Source organism: Streptococcus sanguinis, from assembly GCF_026781265.1.
In the GTDB taxonomy this organism is placed as follows: Bacteria; Bacillota; Bacilli; order Lactobacillales; family Streptococcaceae; genus Streptococcus; species Streptococcus sanguinis_T.
In genome coordinates this window covers 734,694-761,300 of sequence record NZ_JAKUVC010000002.1, presented here as the reverse complement: position 1 = coordinate 761,300, position 26,607 = coordinate 734,694, and the positions used below count along the sequence as shown (strand labels likewise).

Here is a 26,607-nt window from a genome sequence, read left to right as displayed (position 1 = left end):
TTAGTTTTTACTGTTTAACAGGAATGGAAATTTCGATTAGATTATTAGCGTAAATCGTTCGGATAGCAGCTTTATCAATAGCGTTTGCATCAATTTTTCTCTTCAAGAAAAATTCTCTAATTTTTTCGATTTCCTGTTCGCGTACAGCACGGTGCATGTTTGAAATCAAAATTTCATAGTGAAGAGGAGCTTGTGTAAAAACAACATCGCTGTTTCCAGCAGAATAAACTTCGACTAATATCGCATCGGTGCTTTCCAATTGGCTTTTGACAAGGTCAGCATGACTGTTTGTTGTATTAATAAGCTTCATACGATTTCCTCCTGCTTTATACCTGCTATTATTATAACATGTTTGCTATAAATTGTGAATGATTTCTTTAAGCTTTAGGCGCATTTTTCCAAGCTTGGATACCCCATTTATGGCTGCCACGTTTGAGTGTTTCAATAGCTTCTTCGACTGGGAACCAGGCAAGCTGATTGAAATCTTCCAACGGTTTTTGGACTTCTTGGAAAGAGGTGACCTCATACAGGTAGGCTGGGTTGTAAAAATAGGTGTCGCGATGGCGAGAGTAAAAATATTCGTCAGCCTGTCCAAGATAGCGGCCAAGCTGGGCTGTGAATCCAAGTTCTTCCATCAGCTCGCGTTCAAGGGCAGTCTGATGGTTTTCCCCCTCTTCAATCTCTCCACCGGGAAGAAACCAAGCCCCGTTAGGCGCCTGGACCAAAATAATCTTTTCTTTCTTTTCGTCTGGGATAACGGCATAGACTCCGTAGCGAGTCACATATTCTACATTTGCTTCCTTTTCACCAAAGGTTGGATTTGTCATTCTAATATCCTCAATCTCTAGTCAGTTTACTATCTATCATAATGGACTAAGGACCAGCTGTCAAGAATTTACTCGGTTTATTGAACAGAAAAAGAATGATAGTCGTTTAAAGAGATGTTCTTCAAATTATAAATTCTTTCCTCCAACAGTTTAAAAACTCTCTTCTTTATAGGAATGGTAAAAAATTTATAGAAGAAATTGTTATAATAGTAGCGAGGTGGTTTTATGACAGAAAGCAGACTTTTTAAAATCTTATATCTTCTTTTAGAGCAAGGCCGCACAACAGCTCCCGAATTGGCCTCACTATTTGAAGTATCTATTCGAACCATCTATCGAGATGTGGACAAGCTGAGTTTGGCAGGAATCCCCATATACTGCAGCCCAGGCAAGGGCTGGGGCATTTTTCTGATGAAGGATTTTGTCTTAGACAAAGCCTTGTTTTCAGAGTCTGAGAGGGATGAGCTATTAGCTGCTCTTCAAGGCTTCCAGATTTTAACAGGTGGCGAGCAAGTAGAAACCTTGGCTAAGCTGCAGTCCTTGTTTCAAGTTCAGGCGACTTATTGGCTAGAGGTGGATTTCACTGACTGGCGCAAGAAAGCAGATCAGAAAGAACTGTTTGATACCATTAAGCAGGCGATCTTGCAAAGAAGAGTCTTGTCATTTTCTTACTTGAATGGGCGTGGAGAAAGAGAGCAGCGCAAGATCGAGGCGCTGAAGTTAGTATTTAAAAGCCAAGATTGGTATCTTGCTGGCTTTTGTTGTTTAAGACAAGTCCCGCGCTTTTTTAAACTCAATAGAATGAGAGACTGTCAGATGTTAGAGGAACGATATAAGCAGAGAGTCTTGGATGAGACATTTAGTCCTGAGGAGCGGCTAGGAGGCACTGTAAAAGTCCTCTTGAAATTTGACCGGAAGCATGCCTTTCGAGTGTACGAGGAGTTTTCAGAAGCAGAGATAGAGGAGACTGATGGGAGCCTTTATGTCCAAACGCATTTGCCGAGTCACGATAGTCTTTATACCTACTTGCTATCCTTTTTGGAGGGAGTTGAAATCATGGAGCCGTCTCGGTTACGGGAAGAATTCAAAGAAAAGTTAAAAGCTATTGCCGATATTTATAAAAGCTGACAGAGGTTGTCAGCTTTTCTTTGCTATACTGTTTGTAGTAAAGAAAGGAGGACTCTCTCATGAAATATGAATGGAGAAAAGCCAATCGAGAATTCTATCAAATCAAGTCTGCACCCTGTCTCATAGATGTTCCTGCCCAGTCTTTTATCATGATGACGGCAAGGGCAATCCTAATGCTGCTGACTTTTCGGAACGAGTTGGTGCTCTGTACAGTTTAGCCTATGCTATCAAGATGAACTACAAAAAGACAGCAGCCGAGCAAGAATTTACTGATTTTACAGTTTATCCCTTGGAAGGACTTTGGCAGCAAGAGCAAGCAGGAGAACTGATTAAAGAAGAATTGATTTATACCATTATGATTGGCCAGCCGGACTTTATCATTGAAGAGATGGTGAAAAAGGCTCTGGAACAAGTCCGTGTCAAAAAGCCTAATCCTCTCTATGACGAGATTCGCTTTGAAGAAATGACGGAAGGAGCGTGTGTCACCGTGTTGCACCTAGGACCTTTTGACGAAGAACCTCAATCCTTCGCTAAAATGGATGCCTTTTGCCAGAATCACCAGCTGACACGGATTTCAAACACTCATAGGGAAATTTATCTCAATAATCTGAATCGGACAGACCCTAGCAAGCTGAAAACAATTCTGCGCTACAAGGTTCAGAAGGATCAATAAAGAAATAGAGCAGAAAACAGTTAGTTTTCTGCTCTATTTTGTCGACATTTATTTTTCTTCTTGTGATGAATGAACGGACTCTGTGCTTTCAGTTTTCTTGGCTGACTTGATGAGAATCTTGCCATTGCTGGTCATGATAGCTTTGAGCTCTTTTTCGCTTGGATTTTCCAGATAGAAGTCGGTAATAGCATCTTCGATATGGTCCTGAATGGTGCGGCGCAGTGGGCGAGCGCCCATTTTTGGATCGTAGCCCATATCAACCAATTTTTCCTTGACCTTCTCCGTAACATCCAGATGAATATCGTTGGTTGCCAAACGTTGATTGACATCGTCCAACATAAGGTTGACGATTTGAAGCAGGTTGTCCTTGCTGAGCGCCTGAAATTCGATGATGCCGTCAAAGCGGTTCATAAACTCAGGACTGAAGAAGTTACCCAATTCACCTAAGACGGAGTTGGTGCGGCCTTCACGCGCTGCCCCAAAGCCAACGCTAGCTTCAGCTTTGCCAGTTCCGGCATTGGATGTCATGATGATAATGGTGTCCTTGAAGCTGACAGTCCGTCCTTGGCCATCAGTCAGGCGGCCATCATCTAGAACCTGCAGGAACATGTGCATTACATCGGGATGGGCCTTTTCCACCTCATCCAGCAGAATGAGTGAGTAAGGATTGCGGCGGACGCGCTCAGTCAATTGACCAGCTTCATCATAGCCGACATAGCCCGGAGGGGCACCGACCAGTTTTGCCACGCTGTGTTTTTCCATATATTCACTCATATCAAAGCGAATCATGCTGTCAGCCGAGCCAAAGAGCTCAATGGCTAGTTGCTTAGACAGCTCAGTCTTACCGACACCAGTTGGTCCGACAAAGAGGAAGCTGCCGATTGGGCGATTAGGACTTCCTAGTCCGACCCTGTTGCGGCGGATGGCCTTGGCAATCTTATCCACAGCATCGTCTTGACCGATGACATGGGCCTTTAGGTCGCTGGAGAGATTGACTAGTTGAGACTGTTCTTTTTCTTTGAGGTCTCCGACTGGGATATTGGTCTTTTGCTCTACGATGTGCTCAATCGTTTTCTCGCTGATAATCGGAGTGTCCTTGTCTAGCACGCTTGTCTGCTGCAGTTCCTTGTACTTGGCAATCTGGTCGCGGAAGTAAGCTGCTTTCTCGAAATCTTCGTCACGGGTTGCCTGAGCCTTGAGGTTTTCGGCCTCAATCAGACGTTGGTCAATGACCTTGGGATCAACGAAGTTGAGGGTCAGATTCATCTTGGAACCAGCCTCATCCAAGAGGTCAATAGCCTTGTCTGGCAGGAAGCGATCTTGGATGTAGCGGTTGGAGAGAAGCGCAGCAGCTTCAATGGCCGCATCTGTGTACTTGACATGATGGTAGTCTTCGTATTTTTTCTGAATCCCTTTGAGGATGGTAATCGTTTCCTCTACCGTTGGTTCATCAACCTTAACGGGCTGCATGCGGCGCTCCAGTGCAGCATCCTTCTCAATGATGCGATATTCATTGAGGGTGGTTGCTCCAACCATCTGGAGCTCACCGCGAGCCAGAGCTGGTTTGAGGATGTTCCCAGCGTCCATATTGCCATCGCCAGCAGAGCCTGCTCCGACAATTTCATGGATTTCATCAATAAAGAGAATGACATCCTGACGAGAACGAATCTCATCAATGAGCTTCTGCATTCTCTCCTCAAATTGGCCACGGATACCAGTTCCCTGTACTAAGCTGACAACGTCTAGGCGGATAACTTCTTTGCCTTGGAGTTTATGAGGCACATCACCATCAACAATTTTTTGGGCTAAGCCTTCCACCACGGCAGTTTTTCCGACTCCTGGCTCTCCTATGAGAACAGGATTGTTTTTGGTGCGGCGGTTGAGGATTTCAATGACACGGACGATTTCTTCATCACGGCCAATAACAGGATCAATCTCGCCTCGGCGAGCCAACTCAGTCACGTTGATACCAAACTCTTCCAGTAGGCCTTTTGGTTTTTGCGGAGCTGGCTGAGGCTGCCCTCCCTTACTGGGATTGGAACCGTAGCCGCCACCCCCACCGTAGGCTCTGCCAGATTGGGTCGGAGGAGTAGGAGGTTCCTGCGGATGTTGAAAATTGCTGAGGCTGTTGAAGAAGTCATCGATAGGATCTGTTCCGTGATTGTTTGCATTAGCAATTCCACCGAACAAGGAATGTTCAGGGTCTGTTTTCATGATTTGGTAGCAGTTTTGGCACAAATCCACCTGCTGTTTATGGCCATTTACGTTGGTATAAAGGTGAATCGTAGATTCATTGATTTTACAATTTTGGCAAAGCATGCAGATACCTCTTTTCTTTTAGTGTGCAAGATATTTATAGAAATAATTAAAGGTCAAAAATAGTCAAAGTTTTATAGTTTCATTATATCAGTATTCTCGAACTTTGCAAGAATTTACTACAAAATCCTCCCTTAGACCGAGCAGAATGAAAACAAATTCTTGAAAAATTACAAAAAATTGGCTTTTAGTGGTATTTCAGTCGCTATTTATGGTAAAATAAGAGGGAACTAAGTAAATAGGAGAAACAAAATGGAATCACATTTAGTTAGAATTATTAACCGCTTAGAAGCTATGGCTAAGGATGGCGGAAATTTGAAACGTAATTTTGAGCGTGAAGGAGTGGTTGTAGCAGAAGTAGCTTACAGTTACGACGAAGAAAACGGCTCTGTCTTCACCTTGCGTGACGTTGCAGCGCGTGAGACCTATACTTTCGACAGCATCGATTTGATTGCAATGGAAATTTATGAATTACTCTACTAAAAAGCACTTAGCTGCTTTTTATTTTTACCCTTTTTATCTTATTTTGAAAAAGATTTAGTAGGTCTGAAAATTTTACCACTAGGTGCCAATGAAACCTCGCTTTATAACCTTGTATAAGAAAAAGTTATAGGCTGGGCACAGATTTTTTTGGTATAATGAAAAAGATAATGAAAAAGAAATGAGAATGACATGGCGCAGATTATTGATGGTAGAGGTCTGGCAGAGAAGCTTCAGAAAAAATTAGCCGAAAAAACGGCTCGCCTCAAAGAAAAGACAGGTCAGGTACCGGGCTTGGTAGTGATTGTGGTGGGAAATAATCCAGCCAGTCAAATCTACGTGCGTAATAAAGAGCGCTCAGCCTTGGCTGCTGGCTTTCGGAGTAAGGTAGAACGTCTGCCAGAAAAGACTAGCCAGGAAGAGCTCTTGAGCTTGATTGAAACTTATAATCAAAATCCTGATTGGCATGGGATTTTGGTCCAGCTGCCCTTGCCTGATCATATCGATGATGAAGCGGTACTGCTGGCCATTTATCCAGACAAGGATGTTGATGGCTTTCATCCGCTTAATATGGGCAAGCTATGGAGCGGCCATCCGGTTATGATTCCAGCTACTCCTGCAGGCATTATGGCAATGTTCCATGAATATGGCGTTGAACTGGAAGGTAAGCGAGCGGTTGTCATCGGGCGGAGTAATATTGTAGGTAAGCCTATGGCTCAGCTCCTTTTAGCTAAGAATGCGACAGTAACCCTAACACATTCGCGGACTCACAATCTAGCCAAGACTGCTAAGCGGGCAGATATTTTGGTGGTGGCCATCGGTCGTGGACATTTTGTGACCAAGGACTTTGTCAAGGAAGGGGCTGTTGTCATTGATGTTGGTATGAATCGGGATGAAAATGGCAAGCTGATTGGCGATGTTAAGTTTGATGAAGTGTCTGAACTTGCCAGTCTGATTACCCCTGTACCTGGAGGTGTTGGGCCCATGACCATTACCATGCTGATGGAGCAGACCTACCAAGCTTTTAAACGGAGTCTTGAATCATGAAATTTGTTTTTGATTTGGATGGGACCTTGTCCTTTGATTATATGACGATTGATGAGGAGATTAAGCAGGTTCTGCTAACGGCTCCTCAGTTTGGGCATGAAGTTCTGTTTGCTTCGGCGCGTTCCTATCGAGATTGTCTGGGACTATTAGGTCCGGAATTGAGTCAGCAGATAGTGATTGGCCTGAATGGCGGAGTAGCTTATCAGAAGGGACAGCTGATGTTTGAGCGTCAGCTGCCTCAGTCAAGTTATCAAGCCATTCTAGATACTTGTTTGACCTATAATTTGCCTTTTTTCGTTGACAATACTTTTGACTACAGTGGCCAGATTTTAGAAAAAATCCCTTTTATTGCCAGTGTAGATCCTCTCAAGCGGGCAAGACAGCTGGAACTGACTGAACTCCAGCATCCTATTAAGCTTGTTATTTACATGGGGAATCATGAGCAGCTCTTAGACGATTTACAGGCTCGTTTTGCAAGCTTGCCTAATCTAAGTCTAGACTATCATGAACATGAGAAATGTTTTTATATCAATCCGGCTGAAACCAATAAAGCTTCAACTGTAAAGGAATTATGCGGTTCGGATTATGTGGCTTTTGGTAATGATCAAAATGATATCCAGCTCTTTAAGAATTCTCTCTATGCTGTGCAAGTTGGGGATTTTTCGGGCTTGAGCGATTATGCGGATGAGCAGGTTGCTTTTCAGGAAAATTTATCCAAGGCAGTCGCAGCAAGAATCTTACAAAAATTTGCAGATTTCCGAGAAAAATAACTTTCCTGCGATACGAGGCACCTGTTTAGGTGCCTTTTGGTGTATAATGAAGATAGGTTTGGTCATCTTGAGACAAGTGCAGGATGAAGTTGGTCTAGGAGAATATCATGGTAAAAAATGCTGAAAATATTTTAAAAAGAGTCATTCGGGAACGTCCCTTGGATAGTCACAAGGGCGATTACGGTCGTCTTTTACTGATTGGAGGGACCTATCCTTATGGGGGTGCCATCATCATGGCAGCTTTAGCAGCAGTCAATAGCGGAGCTGGTCTGGTGACTGTTGCTACAGATAGAGACAATATCGCCCCTCTACACAGTCATTTACCGGAGACCATGGCCTTTGACTTAGGGGACCAAGACCGATTGACAGAGCAACTGGCCAAACCAGATCTAGTCTTGATTGGTCCGGGTCTGGCGGAGAATCAACTAGGTCTAGATATCCTACAAAAGGTAGTTCAGACTGTGGCAGAACAGCAGATACTTATCATGGATGGCGGCGCCATTTCACTTTTTAGCAAAGCAGCTTTGCCATTTCCAAAAGCCCAAACAGTTTTTACCCCTCACCAGAAGGAGTGGGAAGGCTTATCGGGTTTGAGCTTGTCAAGTCAGACAGCGGCAGCCAATCAGGCAGCGGTCAATCAGCTGCCTCTGGGCAGTATTGTCGTACAGAAAAAGCATGGAACGACCATCTATCAAAGTAGGCAAGAGCAGGTCTTTGAGCTGACAGTAGGCGGACCTTATCAGGCAACTGGCGGCATGGGGGATACGCTGGCTGGTATGATTGCCGCATTTGCTGGACAGTTCAAGTCAAGCAGTCTCTTTGAGCGAGTGGCGGCTGCAACCCTTCTTCACTCGCTTATCGCAGATGAACTGAGTCATGAAGCTTATGTCGTCCTGCCAACGGCAATCAGTAGAGCCATTCCAAAGTGGATGAAAGAGATGAGTCAGTAGACTGTTTCTTGGGTTTTAAGTCAGCTGGGGTTCTTTTGTGGAAGCCCAGTTTTTTTCTTGCTTTTCAGGGGATTTTTAGACTTTGTAATCGGTTTTTTATGCAGTTTTTTGTTATAATAAAGGTTATGGAAAAACTAGAAAAGAAAGGAAAAGGACATGCCAGAGTATTTGTCGGTTTCGACCTTGACCAAGTATCTGAAGATGAAGTTTGAGCGGGATCCTTATTTGGAGCGGGTCTATCTGACTGGCCAGGTGTCCAATTTCCGTCGGCGCCCCAATCATCAGTATTTTTCATTAAAGGATGAGAAGGCCGTCATTCAGGTTACAATTTGGTCTGGTGTCTACCAGAAGCTGGGCTTTGAGCTGGAAGAAGGCATGAAAATCAATGTGATTGGCCGGGTAAAGCTCTATGAGCCGAGCGGTTCCTATTCTATCATCATTGAAAAGGCAGAGCCAGATGGTATCGGTGCCTTGGCTATCCAGTTTGAACAGCTCAAGAAAAAACTGGGAGAAGAAGGGCTTTTTCAAGAGAAATTCAAGCAAGCCTTGCCCCAGTTTCCTAAGAAAATTGGTGTTGTAACCAGTCCCAGCGGAGCGGTCATCCGAGATATTATCACGACGGTCAGCCGTCGCTTTCCGGGAGTGGAGATTGTCCTTTATCCGACAAAAGTGCAGGGAGATGGGGCTGCAGCTCAGATTGCTGACCACATCAGACTGGCCAATGAGCGGTCGGATTTGGATGTACTGATTATTGGCCGAGGTGGCGGTTCTATCGAAGATCTCTGGGCTTTCAACGAAGAGAAAACGGTTCGGGCTATTTTTGAGTCCCGGATTCCTGTTATTTCTAGTGTTGGCCATGAGACAGATACGACTTTAGCCGACTTTGTGGCAGATCGCAGGGCAGCGACTCCGACGGCTGCGGCTGAGTTAGCAACACCGGTCATCAAGCTGGATCTGCTGGGGCATTTGCAGCAGCAGGAAAACCGTATGTCACGTGCGATTTCCAATCGCCTGAGCTATTATCGGGAGCGGCTGAATAAGCTAACCCAGTCGGTTATCTTCCGACAGCCAGAGCGGCTTTACGATGGCCATCTGCAGAAGTTAGACCAGCTCAACCTGCGACTCAAGCAAAAAATTCGCGAATATTATAGTGAAGAGCAACAGCGGGTCAAAATCTTGCAGCACCGTTTGGAAGCATTGAATCCGCTCAGTCGCGTTCAGAGTCTTCAGGAGCAGACTGCCCAGCTGGAGCGTTTGCTGCGCAGCAACATGGCGGTCATTTATGATAACAAGGTAGCTCAAGTCAGGAGATTGTCCGAGGCCTTGCTTATGCTGGATACCAGTCGAATCGTGGCGCGTGGCTATGCTATTGTCCAAAAGAATCAAAAGGTTGTCGAGTCAAGTGCTGGCATTGAAGAAAAAGATGAGTTGACCCTGCTTATGCGGGATGGGCAGCTGGAAGTAGAGGTAAAACATGTCCAAAGAAAAGAAATTTGAAGAAAACTTAGCAGACTTGGAAGTTATCGTCCAAAAGCTGGAAAATGGTGATGTAGCGCTAGAAGAGGCGATTGCGGAATTCCAAAAGGGGATGAAGCTTTCAAAGGAACTCCAGGCTAGTCTGGACAAGGCTGAAAAGACCTTAGTTAAGGTCATGCAGGCAGAGGGTACAGAAACGGAAATGGAATGACAAGAAACGAGAAACTGGAAAAAATCGGTCTGACGATTGAAGATTTTTATAAATCTCAGCAAGTGTCGCTGGATTTATCAGAAGTTATCTTGTACTCAGTGCGGGCTGGCGGCAAGCGAATTCGTCCCTTACTGCTATTGGAGTTGATTCAAGCCTTTGGCATAAAGCTGACTGAGGCCCACTATCAGGTCGCGGCGGCTCTTGAGATGATTCACACTGGCAGCCTTATCCATGATGATTTGCCAGCTATGGATGATGACGACTATCGTCGCGGACGCCTGACTAGCCATAAGAAGTTTGGAGAGGATATGGCTATTTTGGCAGGTGATTCTCTCTTTTTGGACCCCTATGGACTATTGGCAAGAGCCGAGCTGCCTAGTCAGGTCAAGGTGGACTTGATTTCTGAGTTGTCTCTGGCAGCAGGGAGTTTTGGTATGGTCGCAGGACAAGTTCTGGACATGCAAGGCGAAGGCCAAGCAATTAGTTTAGAAGATTTAAAAACTATCCATGCCAATAAGACTGGTAAGCTACTGACCTATCCTTTTGTCGCAGCTGGGTTGATTATTCAGGCTGAGCAGTCTGTTCAAGACAAGCTTCGTAGGATTGGAGAGCTCTTGGGCTTGGCCTTTCAAGTGCGGGATGATATTTTGGATGTGACAGCCAGCTTTGAAGAGCTGGGTAAAACCCCACAGAAAGATTTAGCTGCAGCCAAGTCGACTTATCCAGCCTTTCTGGGACTGGATGGAGCTAAGAACTTTTTCAATCAAACCCTTGATGAAGCTGTGGACATTCTGAAAGACTTGGAAGAAAAGACAGAGTTTTCAGGCGGAGAAATTCAAAAGATAATAGAAAGTTTGAGATTGAATGGCTAAGGAAAGAGTAGATGTGCTGGCCTACAGACAAGGGCTCTTTGAGACCAGAGAGCAGGCTAAGCGCGGCGTAATGGCTGGACTGGTTATTGCTGCGGCCAATGGCCAGCGCTTTGACAAGCCAGGTGAAAAGATTGACACAGCAACAGAGCTGCGCTTAAAAGGTGAGAAACTCAGATATGTCAGCCGAGGCGGCCTCAAGCTAGAAAAGGCTTTGCAAGTCTTTGATATTTCGGTCGCTGACCGAGTGACCTTGGATATCGGAGCTTCAACCGGCGGTTTTACAGATGTCATGCTGCAACACGGAGCTAAGCTGGTCTATGCGGTAGATGTCGGCACCAATCAGCTGGCTTGGAAGCTAAGACAGGATGAGCGGGTTGTTAGCATGGAGCAGTATAATTTTCGCTATGCCCAAAGGACTGACTTTGAGCAGGAGCCGAGCTTTGCCAGTATTGACGTCAGCTTTATATCGCTGAGTTTGATTTTGTCAGCTCTGCATGAGATTTTGGCTCGGGATGGCCAAGTGGTCGCCTTGATCAAGCCTCAGTTCGAAGCAGGCCGCGAGCAGATTGGAAAAAAAGGGATTGTCAAGGATAAAAAGGTCCATTTGGCAGTTCTGGAAAAGGTCACGGAATTTATGATAGAGGCTGGCTTTTCTGTTAGGGGACTGGATTTTTCGCCTATTCAGGGTGGTCAGGGCAATGTGGAATTTCTGGCCTATTTAGAAAAGAGCATAGAGCCGCAGCCTCTTGATTCAGCAATGATGACAGCTGTCGTAGAGGCAGCACACAAGGAATTTAAGGATGAATAAGAAGGATAGATTAGAAAAGATTAGACGCTTTGTCAGTGACTATGACGTTGGCACACAGGAGGAAATTGTAGAACATCTCAGAGAGTCTGGGATTACAGCGACGCAGGCTACGGTCTCTAGGGATATCAAAGAGTTGGGGATTGTCAAGATACCGCTCAAGGACAACACTTATATCTACGAGCTGCCTAAGACTATGACCAGCAGTCTGGGTTTGGCAGAAAATAATATCCTGTCCTGTCAGGTTTTGGAAAATATGATCAATCTCAGTCTGGTACCGGGGAGCACAGCACTGGTCAAGCGTCATCTTAGGAATGAATTTGCTGAGGATATTTTCAGTATCTTGGCAGACAACGACAGTATTTTGATGGTTATGATGACAGAGGAAGCAGCCGCAAGGATTGCAAGCATCATTCACCATTGGTAGGAAAGCCTATGTTATTAGAAATTTCGATTAAAAATTTTGCCATTATTGAGGAGATTTCCCTTAATTTTGAGCAAGGTATGACGGTTTTAACTGGGGAAACCGGAGCCGGCAAGTCTATTATTATTGACGCGATGAACATGATGCTGGGCAGCCGTGCTACGACGGATGTTATTCGTCATGGAGCGCCCAAAGCTGAGATAGAGGGACTTTTTTCTCTGGAAAATAGCAGAGCTTTGCGAGAGATTTTTGAGGAGCAGGGCTGGGAACTGACCGATGAGCTGATTATCCGTCGGGAAATTCTGCAAAACGGCCGTAGTGTCAGCCGTATCAACGGTCAGATGGTTAATTTGTCTGTTCTAAAGGCTGTCGGTCAGCACTTGGTGGATATACATGGGCAGCATGATCAGGAAGAGCTGATGAGACCCCAGCTTCATATCGCCATGCTAGATGAGTTTGGCTCAGCAGACTTTTTGCATCTCAAAGGCCGTTATCAGGAAACCTTTGACCGCTATCGAAGCCTGCGCAAGCAAGTCCTGACTTTGCAGAAAAATCAGCAGGAGCATAAGGCCAGAATTGAGATGCTGGAGTTTCAGATGGCGGAGATTGAAAGTGCCGCTCTTAAAAGTGGTGAAGATACTGCCCTGCATCAGGAGCGGGATCGCTTGCTCAACCACAAGCTCATTGCCGATACGCTGACGAACGCCTATACCATGCTGGATAATGAAGATTTTTCAAGTCTGACCAATGTCCGCTCAGCCATGAATGACCTTGAATCTATCGAGGATTACGATCCAGCCTACAAGGAGCTTTCAGGCAGCTTGTCAGAGACTTATTATGTCTTGGAAGATGTCAGCAAGCGCCTAGAGGACATTTTAGATGCACTAGACTTTGACGGAGATCGGCTGTTGCAGGTGGAGAGTCGTCTGGATTTGATTAACAGCATCACGCGTAAATACGGCGGCCAAGTAGATGATGTGCTGGATTACTTTGCTCAGATTTCCAAAGAATACAGCCTTTTAACTGGAAGTAACTTGTCCTCAGAGGATATGGACCGAGAGCTGAAGGCCTTGGAGAGAGAGCTGGTAGAGCTGGCCCAGGAGTTGAGTCAGGCTCGTCACGGCCTAGCAGCCCAGCTGGAAGCGGAAATCAAGCAAGAGCTGCAGGACCTCTACATGGAAAAGGCGCGCTTTAAAGTGCAGTTCAGTAAGGGCAAGTTTAACCGTGAAGGCAATGAACAAGTAGAATTCTACATCTCAGCCAATCCGGGTGAGGATTTCAAACCTCTGGTGAAGGTTGCGTCTGGCGGGGAGCTCTCCCGTCTCATGCTAGCTATCAAGTCTGCCTTTTCTCGTAAGGAAGGTAAGACCAGCATTGTCTTTGACGAAGTGGATACGGGTGTTTCTGGCCGAGTGGCCCAGGCTATTGCTCAGAAGATTCACAAGATTGGCTCCAACGGCCAAGTCTTGGCTATTTCCCATCTGCCGCAGGTCATTGCGATTGCCGATTATCAGTTCTTTATTGAGAAGATTTCGGATGAGAATTCAACCGTCTCAACGGTTCGCCTGTTGACGGCTGACGAGCGTGTTCAGGAAGTTGCTAAGATGCTGGCTGGCGAAGATGTAACGGATGCTGCCTTGACTCAAGCCAGAGAATTATTAAAGAAATAAACAAGCGAGTCTGAGACACTAGTGTTTCGGTCTCCTTTAGAAGGTGGCGACTATGACAGAATATTTTGCGATCGGTGATGTCCATGGCAAGGCCAGCATGCTAGATGAGCTGCTCCAGCACTGGGACGGTCGCAGCCAACTAGTCTTTCTAGGGGACTTGATTGATCGTGGCGAGGACAGCCGAGCAGTTTTGGAGCGGGTTAAGGGCCTAGTGGACCAAGAAGGAGCTGTTTGTCTGTCTGGCAATCATGAGTATATGTTTCTGACTTGGCTGGACAATCCTGAAAAGTCTTATGACCACTACCGACGCAATGGCGGAGATACGACGATTAATTCGCTTTTAGGCCGACCTCTTAATGCTCCTGTAGATGGACTAGCAGACGCGGAACGTGTCAAGACGGAGGCGGCCGATTTAGTAGATTTTATTCGCCAGATGCCTTTCCTATTGGAGACGGAACAGTACATTTTTGTTCATGCCGGCCTAGATTTGGATCTGAAAGACTGGCGAGAAACCAGTGATTATCAAAAAGTTTGGATTCGCGCTCCTTTTCACGAAGGCAGCAATCAGACTGGCAAATCGATTGTCTTTGGCCATACACCGACATTTTACCTCTTGCATAAGGCACCGGGAACTGATCAGCTATGGATGACTGAGGATGACAAGATTGGTATGGATGGCGGAGCTGTCTATGGAGGAGTCCTCCACGGAGTTGTCTTTGGTCATAATTGCATCGTAGAGCGGTATGCTATAAAAAATGATGGTTTGGTAGCTGAAGACTGAAAAAAGATTGGGAAAATCCAATCTTTTTTTGCTGAGATTCTCTTTGAAAACCAGCTTTTTCCTAAAATTTTCCCCAATAAAGCTAAAAAAGCTGCATGTAAACACTTTTTCATCTAATTTTAAAGAAGCGAAAAAAGATTAAAAAACAAAAACAAGCAGATTAAATTTAGGAAACGCTTGGACTGGGCTATGATTTTAGCGAATATTCCCCCACAAAACCATAAAAATTTGGTATAATGTAGTGTAATAATAAGTTAAAATTTAGATACAGAGTAGGAAATCTATGACAAAAATAAAAATCGTAACAGACTCATCTGTAACCATTGAACCAGAGGTTGCTAAGGAATTAGACATTACAATTGTGCCTCTCTCTGTTATGGTGGACGGGGTGGTCTATTCGGATGCAGACCTAGAGGAAGGTGAGTTTCTTCGTCTCATGCAGTCTAGTCGCAATCTTCCTAAAACCAGTCAGCCGCCTGTCGGAGTCTTTGCTGATGTTTTTGAGCGCTTGGCAGAGAATGGAGCGCAGATTATCTCCATTCACATGTCTCACGCCTTATCAGGAACTGTCGAAGCCGCCCGTCAGGGAGCGACTTTGGCTAATGCTGATGTGACGGTTGTTGACAGCTCTTTTACTGATCAGGCTATGAAGTTCCAAGTCACAGAAGCAGCTAAGCTGGCCAAGGAAGGAGTTAGCCTAGAGGAGATTCTGACTAAAATCGAGGAAGTGAAGGAAAAGACAGAGCTCTACATCGGTCTCTCTACCTTAGAAAATCTGGTTAAAGGAGGCCGTATAGGCCGAGTTTCTGGCCTGATTAGCTCCTTGCTCAATATCCGGGTCATCATGCAAATGAAGGACCATCAGCTGGAGCCTATTGTCAAGGGTAGGGGCGCTAAGACCTTTAAAAAATGGTTGGATGATTTGACAGCAAGTCTGCAAAACAAGCAAGTGGCTGAGATTGGAATTTCCTATGCTGGCGGTCCAGAATTGGCACTAGAAATGAAGGAAAGTTTACAGCCGTATGTCAAGAATCCTATTTCAGTGCTGGAAACAGGGTCCATTATTCAGACGCATACAGGGGAAAATGCTTGGGCTGTGCTGATTCGTTACGAATAAAACCATAATAATTTAGAAAATAGCGGTTTAGTACTTGACCTGAATGCTTTTTTTAGATATGATAATATTTGTTAGGGTTATCAACCCAGAAAAAATTTGGAGGATTTGTTAAATGGCTAACAAACAAGATTTGATCGCAAAAGTAGCAGAAGCTACAGAATTGACTAAAAAAGATTCAGCAGCAGCAGTTGACGCTGTATTCGCAGCTGTAACTGAGTACCTTTCAAAAGGTGAAAAAGTTCAACTTATCGGTTTTGGTAACTTTGAAGTTCGTGAGCGTGCAGCACGTAAAGGTCGCAACCCACAAACTGGTAAAGAAATCAAAATCGCAGCTTCTAAAGTACCAGCTTTCAAAGCAGGTAAAGCTCTTAAAGACGCTGTAAAATAATTTTGGTTAATAAAGCCTGATACACTTGCCTCTGGCGAGTATGTCAGGTTTTTATTTTTGCTCTCATTTCTTGAGCTTAATAAGAGATTTAGGTGCTTCGAGAAAGTTGATTGATGAACTTTCTTGGAGTTTTTATTTTGCAGTAAAGTGAAGTAATTTGTCTCTAAACAAAAGAGAATGATAAAGGACAAACATATTAAAAGACGTGAAATAAAAAGTTTAGAAGGTGAGAAATGAAATGGAAACCACTTCAGAGCTCATTGCGTCCTGTTAATCCTTTTGGAAGCAAATTTCGCCTGCTGATGGGATTGTTTGTCGTGCTTTTTTCAATCTTTCTACTCCCCATGCAGACATTGTCTGCTTTGGAGGAGCAGTTGGCTTGACCAAACGTCAGCGTGACTAATATTAAGCCTCAGTAAAAAAGCTTTGAAAATCTAGAATATATGAAAAGTCTGTTGTCTCAACTTTTGTTGGGAATAGCAGGCTTTTTATTTTTCAAGGAAGATAAGCATTATAAGCAGTCAAATGCTTGAATTTTTCATAAAATTAAAAGTAAGCTTGTATTTTTCTAGTAAGTATGGTAAACTATTTTAGTAAAAAATTATACAAAGGAGACAGTTGATGAAGACAAAAACATTAGCACTCGTAAATGGGCTTGTTGGACTTATTGGTGGTATTATTCTACTTTTGTGGCCTTTCTTCATTTGGGTTATTTATTTTATGCTAGGTGTATTTGACATCCTGAAAATTGCAATCCTAGCTTTGGGGATTGCTGGTATTGTCTACTATAAGGATGACAATCGTGTGGGACCAGCAGGCTCTATCTTGATGATTGTAGGTGGAATTTTTACCTTTAATGACTTCTTGGGCTGGATTGGTGCTATTCTTTCTATCATAGGCGGTTCCCTTTATTTAGCAAGCTTGAAGAGATTCCAAGCATAGAGCGAGGATTGAAAAAATACTAGTTTAAAGCTTGCATTGCCTTAAATGGATAAGCAATCATGCAGAAGCAGGATGATGAACTTTGGTTAGTTCTGTCCTGCTTTTTTCTTTTTAGCTTATTTACAATCATTCTTAATAGCCAAGTAAGCCTAGTCATGGTATAATGGTAATGACTTAGATGAGAGGCTATAACGGAGTAAATAATGAAACAAGAACATCAGCATGACTTTGACCAAGTAATTGGCCATTTGCGCACCAAGGGTGTGCGCATTACAGAAACGCGGAAGGCGGTAATTGACTATATTATCCAAAGTCATGACCATCCTAGCGCTGAAATGATATATCAGGACTTGAAGCCCAATTTTCCTAATATGAGTCTGGCAACAGTCTATAATAATCTCAAGGTTCTGATTGATGAGGGCTTTGTCGCTGAGCTCAAGGTTCGCAATGATACGACGACCTACTTTGACTTTATGGGTCATCAGCATCTCAATGTCATCTGTGAAAAATGCGGCCGTATCGCTGATATGGAGCTGGAACTTCCGGATGTGAAGCATGAGGCTGAAGTGCAGACTGGCTACCACATCACCCAAAGCCAGACGACTGTCTATGGCCTATGCCCCCAATGCCAGCAAGAAGCGGTGTGACTGCGAGGATGATTAGGAGCTTTTTGGAGCCTAAAGACGAACAAAGTTGTGACTCGCTTTGCAAATTCAATCTGCAACTTCAAAGCAGTACTTTGAGCCATCGGCTATTGCGTTAAGATTCTATTTCTAATAAAAAGCAAGGCTAGAACTTATGTCTCTTAGCCTTTTTCTATGTGTTTTAGCAAGGCATGTTCGCAGGGCAAGGATATCATCTGAGCTTAGAGACGTTGATACCTAGTCAAGTATAGCACTTAGCAAGATCAGATATTTTAAGGATAACCCCTTATATACTTATGCTATTATTTTACAGGCTAATTCTCTTTTGATATAATGAAAGCAGAATAAAGCCTTGTACAAAGAGATTCAAAGAGTTCTGAAGGATTTACAATATAGGTAAATTCGTCATAAGTTTGTAGTATCGAAATCTTTAAGGGTTATTACTTTGTGGGTAGGTTAGATTTTTAGGAGGTCTTATGTTCTGGAGAAGAGATTGGGAGGAAGAGATATCAGGAAGCAGAGAATCGCCTTTTTTGGAATGCCGTCATCTTCTTTTTGCAGAGGAAACTGACTATCCCATTTGTCCTTCTTGCGGCAAGCTAATAAAGAAAAATCTTCCTCAAAACAGTGTGGATCGCTCACGTCTTTTTCTGATTTATCAAAAAGTGAAGCGACTCTGGATTATGAAATGGAAACTTATTATAATCACTCTAATTGCATTTATATCTTATAGCTTTCCAATAGATTTTAGTAATTGGCTTTTGAGGAATGGAGACTATGGTTTTAGAGACTTTTTTCCTATTACACCTCATACACCGCTAGTATCTGACTTTACCTACATTGCTTATCTTCCTCTTTTTATCTTCTTTTTTATTGGAGAGCGTTCTAGGCGTTTCACTAGCTTTTCTTTGGGCTTCGTTCGTTTTCATAAAATCATCTATTCCTTACCTGTGCAGCTAGCTTTTTTCTTGGCAGTATTTGCTGGGATTAATCAAGTAATGCCAAGTGTCTACAAGGTGATTGGAGATAATTACATATCAAAGTATGATTACCTAACTTCGGATCAGCACGTCAGGGGGGTAGAGCTTTTCATTTTTGTCAATATGCTCTCTATCTGGATTGTATCTGGCTTGCTGCTTATTTATCAGTTGATAGACAGGCGGAGGACTTGGTGGCTCAAGGAAGCCAACGAGGTTTATCTATCTGGCGGGTGCTAAGGTAAAGGTTTCTGCCGGAAATACAAAAGCGCTTTCTTGCTGAAAAACGTCTGATTTGACGAAATAGGCTAGCTTTTTAGGCGAAAATTTTGTAAAATAGAATAGATAAACGGGGACTGCCTCGGAAAATAAAAGGAGAATCCATCTAATGGTAAAATTAGTTTTTGCTCGCCACGGTGAGTCTGAATGGAACAAAGCGAACCTTTTCACTGGTTGGGCTGATGTTGACTTGTCTGAAAAAGGTACACAGCAAGCAATCGACGCTGGTAAACTGATTAAAGAAGCTGGTATCGAGTTTGACCAAGCTTACACTTCAGTATTGAAGCGTGCGATTAAGACAACTAACCTTGCTTTGGAAGCGGCTGATCAGCTTTGGGTACCAGTTGAAAAATCATGGCGCTTGAACGAGCGTCACTATGGCGGACTGACTGGTAAAAACAAGGCAGAAGCAGCTGAGCAATTTGGTGATGAGCAAGTGCATATCTGGCGTCGTTCATACGATGTATTACCTCCAAACATGGATCGCGATGATGAGCACTCAGCACACACTGACCGTCGTTATGCTTCACTTGACGACTCAGTTATTCCAGATGCTGAAAACTTGAAAGTTACGCTTGAGCGCGCCCTTCCATTCTGGGAAGACAAGATTGCTCCAGCTTTGAAAGATGGCAAAAATGTCTTTGTAGGTGCACACGGTAACTCTATCCGTGCCCTTGTGAAGCACATCAAACAATTGTCTGACGATGAAATCATGGACGTGGAAATTCCAAACTTCCCACCATTGGTATTCGAATTTGACGAAAAATTGAACGTAGTAAAAGAATACTACCTTGGAAAATAATTATAAAAGATAAAAGGCGGGATTTATTCCGCCTTTTTTTGAGAAGTGACTCTCGGTTCGTCTCACTTTGTAAGGTGAGATGAACCGAGGAGATAATTAGTTTAGAATTTCGATATACTCCAGTCCCCAACTTTCAATGGCATCTAGGACACCTTGAAATTTTCTACCCATTTCAGTTAGACTGTATTCGACCCGTGGGGGAACTTCAGCATAGACTTTACGCTCCACGATTTTATCATTCTCGAGCTGTCTGAGGTGTCGTGTTAGAATGGTTTGGGTAATGCCAGGAATTAGACGTTGTAGTTCATTAAAACGCTTAGTCCCCGTACTGAGTTGATAGATGATGACTAGAGCCCATTTGCCTGTTAGTACACGCTGCGTCGTGGCAAAAGGACAAATTCCGTATTCACTGACTTTGGTTACCATAATTCCTCCAAATTTTTTAAAATTATTCTCTTATTTGACAATAATAGTATCGTATTTGATACTAGATAACAATAAAGTTCCTACTTATCTTTTTGTTAAGTAAGTGATAAAATTATATCATAAATAAAAGAAACGAGGAGTAACTCATGTCAGTAAATTTAGAAATTTTTAATGCATATAACAATGGTCTTATAACAGGTGATTTTCCAGCTGTTTTTGAGACTATGGCAGATGATATCATCTGGCACCAGCCAGGTCAGCATAGTAATTCCGGTACAGTTGTTGGAAAAGAAGCACTTGGAGCACACTTGGCTCAATTTTCAGAAAAAACAAACGGTACCTTCAAAGTATTGACTAACTGGGTGTCTGAAAATATTGACCTTGTAGCAGCCAATGTGACCTTTGTCGGAACTCGCCCAGACGGCGAGGAACTCAACATGAATGGTATTGATCTTTTTCGCATGGATGATGGAAAGATCAAGGAAGTTTGGCTCTTTTCATCAGATCAAGCAGTAGAAGATGCTTTCTGGGGTTAGACAGTAAATTAATCTAGAATCTGAAATGAAATTTGATTTATGGATCGTGATGATGAGCACTCAGCTCACACTGACCGTCGTTACGCTTCACTTGACGACTCAGTTATCCCAGATGCTGAAAACTTGAAAGTGACTTTGGAACGTGCCCGTCCATTCTGGGAAGATAAAATCGCTCCAGCACTTAAAGATGGTAAAAATGTATTCGTAGGAGCTCACGGTAACTCTATCCGTGCCCTTGTAAAACACATCAAACAATTGTCAGATGACGAAATCATGGACGTGGAAATCCCTAACTTCCCACTATTGGTATTTGAATTTGACGAAAAATTGAAGGTCGTAAAAGAATACTACCTTGGAAAATAAGCTTAAAGGAATCTGAGATTATTCTCAGGTTCTTTGCTTTTCCAGAGAGGAAAAACAAGGCTTTCTAGAAGCCTAGCCAGCAAGTCTTTTAGGTTCAGTTGTTTGACAGACTTCCTCTTAACTCGTCCACATTTTCAGATTTTCTATTAGTTTTGAAACATTCATCGAGCTGGATTTATGGTAAAATAAAGGTCAGAACTTTTACTAGAATGAGAGAGAAGATGGCAAGGAAGAAGAGAAAATTTGACAGTCATTCCATCACCAGAAGGCTTTATCTGCTGTTTGGAATCGTGATGCTTTTGTTTTTAGCCTTGATTGCCCGTCTGGGCTATATGCAGGTGGTCAATCAGGACTTTTATACGGATAAGTTGGCCAAGGCCAGCAAGACTAAGATTACCACTAGCTCAGTGCGTGGGCAGATTTATGATGCTACCGGTAAGCCCTTGGTGGAAAATACGACCAAGCAGGTGGTGACCTATACACGGGATAATCGGCTGACGGCTGGAGAGATTCGAGCGACAGCTCAAAAGCTCCTGACCTATGTCAGTGTCAGCGATACAGAGGTGACAGACCGCCAAGAGGTGGACTATTATTTGGCGGACAGCGCAGTCTATCAGGAAGTAGTAGAAAAGCTGCCCAAGGACAAGAAATTTGATACAGACGGCAACCGCTTGCCTGAGTCCAAAATCTATAAGGCGTCAGCTGAAAGCATTGACCCTAAACAGCTGGGCTATACGGATGAGGAAAAGAAGGCCATCGTTCTCTTTAGTCAGATGAATGCAATTTCCAACTTTGCGACGGGAACCATCCAGACAGATGCGCTGACAACAGAGCAGGTGGCTGTACTGGCTTCTAGCAGCAAAGAGTTGCCGGGTATCAGTGTCTCAACGGGCTGGGACCGCAAGGTCTTAGATACCTCGCTGGCTTCTATCGTGGGTAATATCTCGACAGAAAAGACTGGACTTCCGGCTGAGGAAGTCGATGATTACCTGAAAAAAGGTTACTCCCTCAATGACCGGGTGGGGACCTCCTATTTGGAAAAGCAGTATGAGTCAGTCCTGCAAGGCAAGCGAGCTGAGAAGGAGATTCATCTGGACAAAAATGGTAATATGGAGAGCGTGGAAAATATCTCTGACGGCAGCAAGGGAGACAATCTCAAGCTGACGGTGGATTTAAGCTTTCAGCAGGGAGTGGAGGACATTCTCAAAAATGCCTTTAATGCAGAGTTGGCTAGTGGCAATGCGACTTACTCTGAGGGCGTCTATGCCGTAGCTATGGATCCCAATACCGGCGCTGTCTTGGCTATGGCAGGCATACGTCACAATCTGGAAACGGGAGAAAACTCTGTCGATGCTCTGGGAACCATGACTAATGTCTTTGATCCGGGATCTGTGGTCAAGGCTGCAACATTGACCTCGGGCTGGGAAAATAATGCCATTAGCGGCAACCAAGTCCTGACAGACCAGCCGATTAGTTTTGGCGGTACGGACAGCATCACGTCTTGGTTTACCCAGTATGGTTCGCGTGCTATCACAGCTCAAGAGGCTTTAGAATACTCTTCCAATACCTATATGGTGCAGGTAGCGCTGAAGATGATGGGAACGCCTTACTCAGCGGATATGAAGCTGGATTTTGATGAGCTGGATCCGTCCATGAAAAAGCTGCGGTCGACTTTTGCAGAATATGGTCTAGGCACTTCAACAGGGATTGACCTGCCAAATGAGTCCACAGGCTATCTTCCAGACAAGTTTACTTTTGCCAATTATCTGACCAACTCGTTCGGCCAGTTTGACAACTATACGACACTTCAGCTGGCCCAGTATGCCTCAACAGTAGCTAATAATGGGAAGCGTGTGGCTCCGCATATCGTTGAAGGCATTTACAGTAACAGCGACCAAGGAGGACTGGGTGATTTGGTGCAGAAAATTGACACCAAGGAGCTGAACCAGGTCAATATCTCTGACGAGGATATGAGCATTATTAAGCAAGGTTTTTATCAAGTGGTTCATGGCAGCAGTGGTTTTACGACTGGTCGGACCATTTCTCAGGGAGAGAGCGTGCCAATCAGTGCCAAGACTGGTACGGCTGAGACCTTCGTGGACAAGGGCAAGAAAGAAGCCATCAATACCAATGTCGTGTCTTATGCACCGAGTGAGAAGCCACAGATTGCGGTGGCGGTGGTGTTCCCTCACAATACGGACCTATCTTCTACTGTCAGCCACAGTATCACTCGCGATATTATCAATCTTTACAATCAACAACACCCTATGAATTAGTGCTCAATGAAAATCATCAGCAAACGGAAAGCTAAAGCTGTCAGTGCTCAAGTGCAGCAATCTGGTTTGAGGAGATTTTTTGAGAATAGAGAAAGGATTTTATGCTTTACCCAACCCCTATTGCCAAGCTGATTGACAGTTTCTCTAAGCTGCCCGGCATTGGTATCAAAACAGCCACTCGACTGGCTTTTTACACTATTGGCATGAGCGATGACGATGTCAATGAATTTGCCAAGAATCTGCTGGCTGCTAAGCGTGAGCTGAGCTACTGCTCTGTCTGCGGCAACCTGACGGATGAAGACCCTTGTGCTATCTGCCAAGACCAGTCGCGCGATCACTCGACTATTTTGATTGTTGAGGACAGCCGGGATGTATCAGCCATGGAAAATATCCAGGAATACCACGGACTTTATCATGTCTTGCATGGCTTGATTTCGCCTATGAACGGCGTTGGACCAGATGATATCAATCTCAGAAGTTTAATCACTCGTCTGATGGATAGTGAAGTGACGGAGGTTATCGTCGCGACCAATGCGACAGCAGATGGCGAAGCGACTTCCATGTATATTTCACGGGTCTTGAAACCTGCTGGGATTAAGGTGACTCGCCTAGCGCGTGGTTTGGCGGTTGGCTCCGACATTGAGTATGCAGACGAGGTTACGCTGATTCGCGCTATCGAAAATCGGACGGAATTATAAACATCAAGGATTTTTCTTGCTCTAGCTGGCTGGAAGAGTCCTTTTTTCTGTTCAAAAATGCTGTGAATTGTGATATACTAAAACGGACTGATACAGAAGCTCTTGCTTAGAAGAATCGCCTAGCTAGGTAGATGCAAAACCAAGCTTTTTAGGTTGTTTTATTTTGAGCTAGCAGCTTTTGTAAATCGTACTATTTTTAGAAAATGATAGGAAAAATCATGGCAAAACAAAGATTGATTTTATTGTATGGCGGACGCAGTGCAGAGCGGGAAGTTTCTGTTTTATCAGCTGAGAGCGTCATGCGGGCTGTCAATTATGATAGGTTCTCGGTGAAAACTTACTTCATTACCAAGGACGGAGATTTTATCCAAACTCAGGAATTTGAAGCAAAGCCAGCGGCTGATGAGAAGCTGATGACCAATGCCACAGTGGATATGTCTCGGAAGATCAAGCCCAGCGATATTTACGAAGCTGGAGCAGTGGTCTTTCCGGTCCTGCATGGTCCCATGGGCGAAGATGGCTCTATCCAAGGCTTCCTAGAAGTACTCAAAATGCCTTATGTCGGCTGTAATATTTTATCTTCTGGTCTAGCCATGGATAAAATCACGACCAAGCGAGTGCTGGAATCAGCAGGCATCGCCCAAGTGCCTTATGTGGCGCTGGTCGATGGCGAGGATCTAGAGCAAAAAATCCAAGAAATCGAGGACAACTTAACTTATCCCGCCTTTACTAAGCCTTCCAATATGGGCTCCAGTGTCGGCATTTCTAAATCGGAGAACCAAGCAGAACTGCGTGCTTCTCTAGATCTGGCTTTCAAATACGACAGCCGGGTACTGGTCGAGCAAGGAGTGACGGCTCGCGAGATTGAGGTTGGGCTTCTGGGCAATGTGGATGTCAAGAGTACCCTGCCTGGAGAAGTCGTCAAGGACGTGGCTTTCTATGACTACGAAGCCAAATACATCGATAACAAGATTACCATGGATATTCCGGCTAAGATTCCAGAAGAGGTGGTGAGCCTGATGCGTCAAAATGCAGAGGCGGCTTTTCGAGCTCTGGGCGGTCTGGGACTGTCCCGCTGTGATTTCTTCTATGCAGAAGATGGTCAGATCTTCCTTAATGAACTCAATACCATGCCAGGATTTACCCAGTGGTCCATGTATCCACTGCTCTGGGAAAATATGGGGCTGGCCTATCCTGACTTGATTGAGAAGTTAGTTGGTTTGGCTGAAGAGGCATTTGCTAAGAGAGAGGCGCATCTTCTCTAAAATATGATATAATAGAGGGGCTGAAAATTTTCGGTCCTTTCTTTTTGCGAGCAAACCGAAAAACGAGGAAGAAGTATGAAATTAGATTTATATGAAATTGCAGAAGTCCTGTCTGCGAAAAATGATGTGACTCAGTTTGAAAATGTCGCGCTTAGAAATGCTGAGTTTGACAGTCGCTTGATTGAGCCAGGTGACCTTTTTGTGCCACTTAAGGGAGCGCGTGACGGTCACGAGTTTATCGCAACAGCCTTTGCTCAGGGAGCTGCTGCCACCCTATCTGAGCGTCCAGTGGCAGAGGGGGCTTATATCTTGGTCGATGATGTCCTGACGGCCTTCCAGCGCTTGGCCCAGTACTATCTGGAAAAGATGCAGGTGGATGTGCTGGCAGTGACAGGTTCCAACGGCAAAACAACGACCAAGGATATGTTAGCTCAGCTACTGGCAACGACCTACAAAACCTATAAGACACAGGGCAATTACAATAACGAAATCGGTCTTCCTTACACCGTTCTCCACATGCCTGACGATACTGAGAAACTGGTCTTAGAAATGGGGCAGGACCACTTGGGCGATATCCATCTCTTGTCTGAGCTTGCAAAGCCTAAGACGGGTATTGTGACTTTGGTGGGAGAAGCCCATCTGGAATTTTTCGGCAGCCGAGCTGAGATTGCTCAAGGCAAGATGCAGATTGCAGACGGTTTGAGAAAAGATGGTTTCTTGATTGTTCCGGCGGATAAGATTGTCAACGAATTTCTGCCAGCAGACTGCAAACTGGTTCGCTTTGGTCCTGATGCGGATATCTTCCTGACGTGTCTGGAAGAGCGCAAAGACAGCTTGAGCTTTGACTGCAACTTTTTAGAGCAAAGGATTGACCTGCCTGTGACCGGCAAGTACAATGCAACCAACGCCATGATTGCAGCCTATGCGGCTCTGCAGGAGGGTGTATCTGAGACGGCTATTGCTCAAGCCTTTTCTGAGCTGGAGCTGACCCGCAATCGAACGGAGTGGAAGAAAGCTAGTAATGGCGCAGATATTTTATCGGATGTCTACAATGCCAACCCAACAGCCATGCGCTTGATTCTTGAGACTTTCTCGACCATTCCGGCCAATCTAGGCGGACGAAAATTAGCGGTGCTGGCGGATATGAAAGAGCTGGGAGCGGACTCTAAGTCCATGCACGGTTCTATGATTACCAGCCTCAATCCAGAAATTGTGACAGACCTTTTCCTCTATGGACAGGATATGGAAGCCCTCTATGACTATGCCAAGGAAATCTATCCTCCAGGCAAGGTGCATTACTTTATCAAAAATGACGAGAAAGATCAGTTTGAACAGCTGACTAAAGCTGTCAGAGAGAGTCTGACCCCTACCGACCAAATCCTTCTCAAAGGCAGTAATTCCATGAATCTGGCGAAGCTAGTAGAGGACTTGGAGGGGGAATTCTGAGCAACAAAGGGCAACCCCAGC

Annotated in this window: 29 protein-coding genes and 2 pseudogenes; 27 read left to right on the top strand and 4 right to left on the bottom strand. The window is 44.4% G+C overall.

The window, feature by feature from the left end; genetic code table 11:
- Window positions 1-7: 7 nt before the first annotated feature.
- Both MK370_RS04300 and MK370_RS04295 read right to left on the bottom strand, forming a co-directional pair.
- On the bottom strand, window positions 8-310 hold the full coding sequence (locus tag MK370_RS04300; protein WP_002919443.1) for a DUF1827 family protein: 303 nt from the start codon (window positions 308-310) through the stop codon (window positions 8-10).
- 67 nt (window positions 311-377) lie between these two features.
- Window positions 378-827: an NUDIX hydrolase gene (locus MK370_RS04295; protein ID WP_268684292.1), complete on the bottom strand. Its 450-nt coding sequence runs from the start codon at window positions 825-827 to the stop codon at window positions 378-380.
- 225 nt (window positions 828-1,052) lie between these two features.
- Between MK370_RS04295 and MK370_RS04290 the strand changes: the two genes are divergently transcribed.
- Together MK370_RS04290 and MK370_RS04285 are read left to right on the top strand one after the other, a co-directional pair.
- Complete coding sequence (locus tag MK370_RS04290; RefSeq protein WP_268684291.1) at window positions 1,053-1,952, top strand: helix-turn-helix transcriptional regulator; 900 nt, start codon at window positions 1,053-1,055, stop codon at window positions 1,950-1,952.
- Window positions 1,953-2,011: 59 nt separating this feature from the next.
- A pseudogene (locus MK370_RS04285) lies at window positions 2,012-2,625 on the top strand (GyrI-like domain-containing protein).
- Between the two features lie 48 nt (window positions 2,626-2,673).
- On the opposite strand, the gene MK370_RS04280 reads toward MK370_RS04285, so the two are convergent.
- A complete protein-coding gene (locus tag MK370_RS04280; protein WP_268684290.1) occupies window positions 2,674-4,944 on the bottom strand; it encodes an ATP-dependent Clp protease ATP-binding subunit in 2,271 nt (756 codons plus the stop codon).
- A 249-nt stretch (window positions 4,945-5,193) separates the two neighbouring features.
- Between MK370_RS04280 and MK370_RS04275 the strand changes: the two genes are divergently transcribed.
- The 19 genes from MK370_RS04275 (at window position 5,194) to MK370_RS04190 (ending at window position 19,576) form a co-directional block, all read left to right on the top strand.
- The gene (locus tag MK370_RS04275) at window positions 5,194-5,424 is read left to right on the top strand and encodes a DUF1797 family protein (protein ID WP_002896146.1); all 231 of its coding nucleotides are present in this window, start codon (window positions 5,194-5,196) and stop codon (window positions 5,422-5,424) included.
- 189 nt (window positions 5,425-5,613) lie between these two features.
- Window positions 5,614-6,468, top strand: coding sequence for a bifunctional methylenetetrahydrofolate dehydrogenase/methenyltetrahydrofolate cyclohydrolase (locus MK370_RS04270; protein ID WP_268684289.1), 855 nt, complete (start codon window positions 5,614-5,616; stop codon window positions 6,466-6,468).
- A complete protein-coding gene (locus MK370_RS04265) occupies window positions 6,465-7,238 on the top strand; it encodes an HAD hydrolase family protein (RefSeq protein ID WP_268684288.1) in 774 nt (257 codons plus the stop codon). Before MK370_RS04270 ends, MK370_RS04265 begins: the two co-directional genes overlap by 4 nt.
- Before the next feature lie 107 nt (window positions 7,239-7,345).
- Entirely contained in the window at window positions 7,346-8,188 is an 843-nt protein-coding gene (locus MK370_RS04260) for an NAD(P)H-hydrate dehydratase (RefSeq protein ID WP_268684287.1), read from the top strand.
- The gene (locus tag MK370_RS11320; RefSeq protein ID WP_326845073.1) at window positions 8,164-8,400 is read left to right on the top strand and encodes an initiator RepB protein; all 237 of its coding nucleotides are present in this window, start codon (window positions 8,164-8,166) and stop codon (window positions 8,398-8,400) included. The genes MK370_RS04260 and MK370_RS11320 overlap by 25 nt, the downstream gene beginning before the upstream one ends.
- Complete coding sequence (gene xseA / locus MK370_RS04255) at window positions 8,345-9,685, top strand: exodeoxyribonuclease VII large subunit (RefSeq protein ID WP_268684286.1); 1,341 nt, start codon at window positions 8,345-8,347, stop codon at window positions 9,683-9,685. Before MK370_RS11320 ends, xseA begins: the two co-directional genes overlap by 56 nt.
- Entirely contained in the window at window positions 9,663-9,875 is a 213-nt protein-coding gene (locus MK370_RS04250) for an exodeoxyribonuclease VII small subunit (RefSeq protein ID WP_268684285.1), read from the top strand. Before xseA ends, MK370_RS04250 begins: the two co-directional genes overlap by 23 nt.
- The gene (locus MK370_RS04245) at window positions 9,872-10,747 is read left to right on the top strand and encodes a polyprenyl synthetase family protein (RefSeq protein WP_268684284.1); all 876 of its coding nucleotides are present in this window, start codon (window positions 9,872-9,874) and stop codon (window positions 10,745-10,747) included. The genes MK370_RS04250 and MK370_RS04245 overlap by 4 nt, the downstream gene beginning before the upstream one ends.
- Window positions 10,740-11,555, top strand: a complete 816-nt coding sequence (locus MK370_RS04240) for a TlyA family RNA methyltransferase (RefSeq protein ID WP_268684283.1) — start codon at window positions 10,740-10,742, stop codon at window positions 11,553-11,555. Before MK370_RS04245 ends, MK370_RS04240 begins: the two co-directional genes overlap by 8 nt.
- Entirely contained in the window at window positions 11,548-11,979 is a 432-nt protein-coding gene (locus MK370_RS04235) for an arginine repressor (protein WP_268684282.1), read from the top strand. Before MK370_RS04240 ends, MK370_RS04235 begins: the two co-directional genes overlap by 8 nt.
- Before the next feature lie 8 nt (window positions 11,980-11,987).
- A complete protein-coding gene (recN, locus tag MK370_RS04230) occupies window positions 11,988-13,646 on the top strand; it encodes a DNA repair protein RecN (RefSeq protein WP_268684281.1) in 1,659 nt (552 codons plus the stop codon).
- 52 nt (window positions 13,647-13,698) lie between these two features.
- Window positions 13,699-14,427 carry a metallophosphoesterase gene (locus MK370_RS04225; RefSeq protein WP_268684280.1) on the top strand — a complete coding sequence of 243 codons (729 nt, stop codon included), beginning with the start codon at window positions 13,699-13,701 and terminating at the stop codon, window positions 14,425-14,427.
- Between the two features lie 283 nt (window positions 14,428-14,710).
- Complete coding sequence (locus tag MK370_RS04220) at window positions 14,711-15,544, top strand: DegV family protein (RefSeq protein WP_268684279.1); 834 nt, start codon at window positions 14,711-14,713, stop codon at window positions 15,542-15,544.
- 112 nt (window positions 15,545-15,656) lie between these two features.
- On the top strand, window positions 15,657-15,932 hold the full coding sequence (locus tag MK370_RS04215) for an HU family DNA-binding protein (RefSeq protein ID WP_002896125.1): 276 nt from the start codon (window positions 15,657-15,659) through the stop codon (window positions 15,930-15,932).
- A 233-nt stretch (window positions 15,933-16,165) separates the two neighbouring features.
- Entirely contained in the window at window positions 16,166-16,315 is a 150-nt protein-coding gene (locus MK370_RS04210) for a hypothetical protein (RefSeq protein ID WP_268684469.1), read from the top strand.
- A 238-nt stretch (window positions 16,316-16,553) separates the two neighbouring features.
- Window positions 16,554-16,874 carry a hypothetical protein gene (locus MK370_RS04205; protein WP_002896121.1) on the top strand — a complete coding sequence of 107 codons (321 nt, stop codon included), beginning with the start codon at window positions 16,554-16,556 and terminating at the stop codon, window positions 16,872-16,874.
- 203 nt (window positions 16,875-17,077) lie between these two features.
- Window positions 17,078-17,521, top strand: coding sequence for a Fur family transcriptional regulator (locus MK370_RS04200; protein WP_268684278.1), 444 nt, complete (start codon window positions 17,078-17,080; stop codon window positions 17,519-17,521).
- A 473-nt stretch (window positions 17,522-17,994) separates the two neighbouring features.
- Window positions 17,995-18,735, top strand: coding sequence for a hypothetical protein (locus tag MK370_RS04195; RefSeq protein WP_268684277.1), 741 nt, complete (start codon window positions 17,995-17,997; stop codon window positions 18,733-18,735).
- A gap of 148 nt (window positions 18,736-18,883) precedes the next feature.
- Window positions 18,884-19,576, top strand: coding sequence for a phosphoglycerate mutase (locus tag MK370_RS04190; protein WP_002898001.1), 693 nt, complete (start codon window positions 18,884-18,886; stop codon window positions 19,574-19,576).
- Window positions 19,577-19,672: 96 nt separating this feature from the next.
- Here MK370_RS04190 and MK370_RS04185 read toward each other — a convergent pair whose 3' ends face one another.
- Entirely contained in the window at window positions 19,673-20,002 is a 330-nt protein-coding gene (locus MK370_RS04185) for a winged helix-turn-helix transcriptional regulator (protein WP_037606644.1), read from the bottom strand.
- Between the two features lie 146 nt (window positions 20,003-20,148).
- Here MK370_RS04185 and MK370_RS04180 point away from each other — a divergent pair, with 146 nt between their 5' ends.
- From MK370_RS04180 to MK370_RS04155, 6 genes and pseudogenes are all read left to right on the top strand, one after another.
- Entirely contained in the window at window positions 20,149-20,538 is a 390-nt protein-coding gene (locus tag MK370_RS04180; RefSeq protein ID WP_002890784.1) for a nuclear transport factor 2 family protein, read from the top strand.
- 39 nt (window positions 20,539-20,577) lie between these two features.
- Window positions 20,578-20,901: pseudogene (locus MK370_RS04175) on the top strand (2,3-bisphosphoglycerate-dependent phosphoglycerate mutase); the annotation flags it as partial.
- 209 nt (window positions 20,902-21,110) lie between these two features.
- On the top strand, window positions 21,111-23,177 hold the full coding sequence (gene pbp2b / locus MK370_RS04170) for a penicillin-binding protein PBP2B (RefSeq protein WP_268684276.1): 2,067 nt from the start codon (window positions 21,111-21,113) through the stop codon (window positions 23,175-23,177).
- A 101-nt stretch (window positions 23,178-23,278) separates the two neighbouring features.
- Window positions 23,279-23,875, top strand: a complete 597-nt coding sequence (gene recR, locus MK370_RS04165; RefSeq protein WP_268684275.1) for a recombination mediator RecR — start codon at window positions 23,279-23,281, stop codon at window positions 23,873-23,875.
- Window positions 23,876-24,093: 218 nt separating this feature from the next.
- Window positions 24,094-25,140, top strand: a complete 1,047-nt coding sequence (locus tag MK370_RS04160) for a D-alanine--D-alanine ligase (protein ID WP_268684274.1) — start codon at window positions 24,094-24,096, stop codon at window positions 25,138-25,140.
- A gap of 75 nt (window positions 25,141-25,215) precedes the next feature.
- Window positions 25,216-26,586 carry a UDP-N-acetylmuramoyl-tripeptide--D-alanyl-D-alanine ligase gene (locus MK370_RS04155; RefSeq protein ID WP_268684273.1) on the top strand — a complete coding sequence of 457 codons (1,371 nt, stop codon included), beginning with the start codon at window positions 25,216-25,218 and terminating at the stop codon, window positions 26,584-26,586.
- The last annotated feature ends 21 nt before the right edge of the window (window positions 26,587-26,607 follow it).

Bases quoted from the DNA above. Each gene is read 5' to 3' on its own strand.
- MK370_RS04260 (WP_268684287.1), top strand. From the start codon at position 7,346: ATGGTAAAAAATGCTGAAAATATTTTAAAAAGAGTCATTCGGGAACGT.
- MK370_RS04250 (WP_268684285.1), top strand. From the start codon at position 9,663: ATGTCCAAAGAAAAGAAATTTGAAGAAAACTTAGCAGACTTGGAAGTT.
- MK370_RS04190 (WP_002898001.1), top strand. From the start codon at position 18,884: ATGGTAAAATTAGTTTTTGCTCGCCACGGTGAGTCTGAATGGAACAAA.
- recN (WP_268684281.1), top strand. From the start codon at position 11,988: ATGTTATTAGAAATTTCGATTAAAAATTTTGCCATTATTGAGGAGATT.
- MK370_RS04280 (WP_268684290.1), bottom strand. From the start codon at position 4,944: ATGCTTTGCCAAAATTGTAAAATCAATGAATCTACGATTCACCTTTAT.
- xseA (WP_268684286.1), top strand. From the start codon at position 8,345: ATGCCAGAGTATTTGTCGGTTTCGACCTTGACCAAGTATCTGAAGATG.
- MK370_RS04210 (WP_268684469.1), top strand. From the start codon at position 16,166: ATGAAATGGAAACCACTTCAGAGCTCATTGCGTCCTGTTAATCCTTTT.
- MK370_RS04200 (WP_268684278.1), top strand. From the start codon at position 17,078: ATGAAACAAGAACATCAGCATGACTTTGACCAAGTAATTGGCCATTTG.
- MK370_RS04160 (WP_268684274.1), top strand. From the start codon at position 24,094: ATGGCAAAACAAAGATTGATTTTATTGTATGGCGGACGCAGTGCAGAG.
- MK370_RS04225 (WP_268684280.1), top strand. From the start codon at position 13,699: ATGACAGAATATTTTGCGATCGGTGATGTCCATGGCAAGGCCAGCATG.
- MK370_RS04155 (WP_268684273.1), top strand. From the start codon at position 25,216: ATGAAATTAGATTTATATGAAATTGCAGAAGTCCTGTCTGCGAAAAAT.
- MK370_RS04205 (WP_002896121.1), top strand. From the start codon at position 16,554: ATGAAGACAAAAACATTAGCACTCGTAAATGGGCTTGTTGGACTTATT.
- MK370_RS04300 (WP_002919443.1), bottom strand. From the start codon at position 310: ATGAAGCTTATTAATACAACAAACAGTCATGCTGACCTTGTCAAAAGC.
- MK370_RS04245 (WP_268684284.1), top strand. From the start codon at position 9,872: ATGACAAGAAACGAGAAACTGGAAAAAATCGGTCTGACGATTGAAGAT.
- MK370_RS04220 (WP_268684279.1), top strand. From the start codon at position 14,711: ATGACAAAAATAAAAATCGTAACAGACTCATCTGTAACCATTGAACCA.
- recR (WP_268684275.1), top strand. From the start codon at position 23,279: ATGCTTTACCCAACCCCTATTGCCAAGCTGATTGACAGTTTCTCTAAG.
- MK370_RS04290 (WP_268684291.1), top strand. From the start codon at position 1,053: ATGACAGAAAGCAGACTTTTTAAAATCTTATATCTTCTTTTAGAGCAA.
- MK370_RS04185 (WP_037606644.1), bottom strand. From the start codon at position 20,002: ATGGTAACCAAAGTCAGTGAATACGGAATTTGTCCTTTTGCCACGACG.
- MK370_RS04270 (WP_268684289.1), top strand. From the start codon at position 5,614: ATGGCGCAGATTATTGATGGTAGAGGTCTGGCAGAGAAGCTTCAGAAA.
- MK370_RS04240 (WP_268684283.1), top strand. From the start codon at position 10,740: ATGGCTAAGGAAAGAGTAGATGTGCTGGCCTACAGACAAGGGCTCTTT.
- MK370_RS04235 (WP_268684282.1), top strand. From the start codon at position 11,548: ATGAATAAGAAGGATAGATTAGAAAAGATTAGACGCTTTGTCAGTGAC.
- MK370_RS04180 (WP_002890784.1), top strand. From the start codon at position 20,149: ATGTCAGTAAATTTAGAAATTTTTAATGCATATAACAATGGTCTTATA.
- MK370_RS04295 (WP_268684292.1), bottom strand. From the start codon at position 827: ATGACAAATCCAACCTTTGGTGAAAAGGAAGCAAATGTAGAATATGTG.
- MK370_RS04265 (WP_268684288.1), top strand. From the start codon at position 6,465: ATGAAATTTGTTTTTGATTTGGATGGGACCTTGTCCTTTGATTATATG.
- MK370_RS04215 (WP_002896125.1), top strand. From the start codon at position 15,657: ATGGCTAACAAACAAGATTTGATCGCAAAAGTAGCAGAAGCTACAGAA.
- MK370_RS04195 (WP_268684277.1), top strand. From the start codon at position 17,995: ATGTTCTGGAGAAGAGATTGGGAGGAAGAGATATCAGGAAGCAGAGAA.
- MK370_RS04275 (WP_002896146.1), top strand. From the start codon at position 5,194: ATGGAATCACATTTAGTTAGAATTATTAACCGCTTAGAAGCTATGGCT.
- pbp2b (WP_268684276.1), top strand. From the start codon at position 21,111: ATGAGAGAGAAGATGGCAAGGAAGAAGAGAAAATTTGACAGTCATTCC.